Raw genomic sequence first — 625 nt, 5'->3', positions numbered from 1 at the left:
AAAAAGACTTCCAGCTTCAGGAAGCTTTAAGTTTGCTAAAGGCTTTGGATATTCTAAAAGTTAAGCAAAAGAACTCTTCCGTCAAAACACCAGAGAGCCAAACTGAGGCTGAAAACCTAGCTGAAGAAGGCACGCCACAAGGTGAGTAACTATCTCCTCAAGCTCAGTACAGTAGTCACCTTTATCCTGACTACTGTCGTGCTTGCTTTTCCCGTTGCTGCAGAACTAAAGCAGCAACCGACCATCGCGATCGTCATTGACGATATGGGGAATCACCTGGAGAACGGCTCCCGATTAATTGACCTACCCTACCCCCTTACTTTGTCTTTTCTACCAGAAAGACGCCATACACGAGCCCTAATCGAAAGAGCTAAAGAGAATGGCAAGGAAATCATGCTCCACTCGCCCATGCAAAATAAGCTTGGGATTAAGCTCGGTAAGGGCGGTTTAACCGAAAGCATGAGTGAGATGCAAATTAAGCAAACCTTGCGAAAAAGCTTTATCTCGATTCCGCATATGGTAGGCCTGAATAACCATATGGGCAGTCAGTTGACAACTCAAAACAAGGTTATGGAGTGGGTAATGGAAACGGTTAAACAGCACCCCTTCTTTTTCTTGGATAGTC

General features: G+C 45.0%; 1 protein-coding gene. It reads left to right on the top strand.

The features are described from left to right. Nucleotides 1-141: 141 nt before the first annotated feature. Nucleotides 142-625 (top strand): divergent polysaccharide deacetylase family protein (locus tag A3729_RS08655; RefSeq protein WP_197475707.1); only part of this gene is annotated, 484 nt, incomplete at its 3' end.

Source organism: Oleiphilus sp. HI0043 (assembly GCF_001634935.1).
The sequence above is the reverse complement of the archived record's forward strand: the minus strand, read 5'-3'. Positions and strand labels throughout refer to the sequence as shown.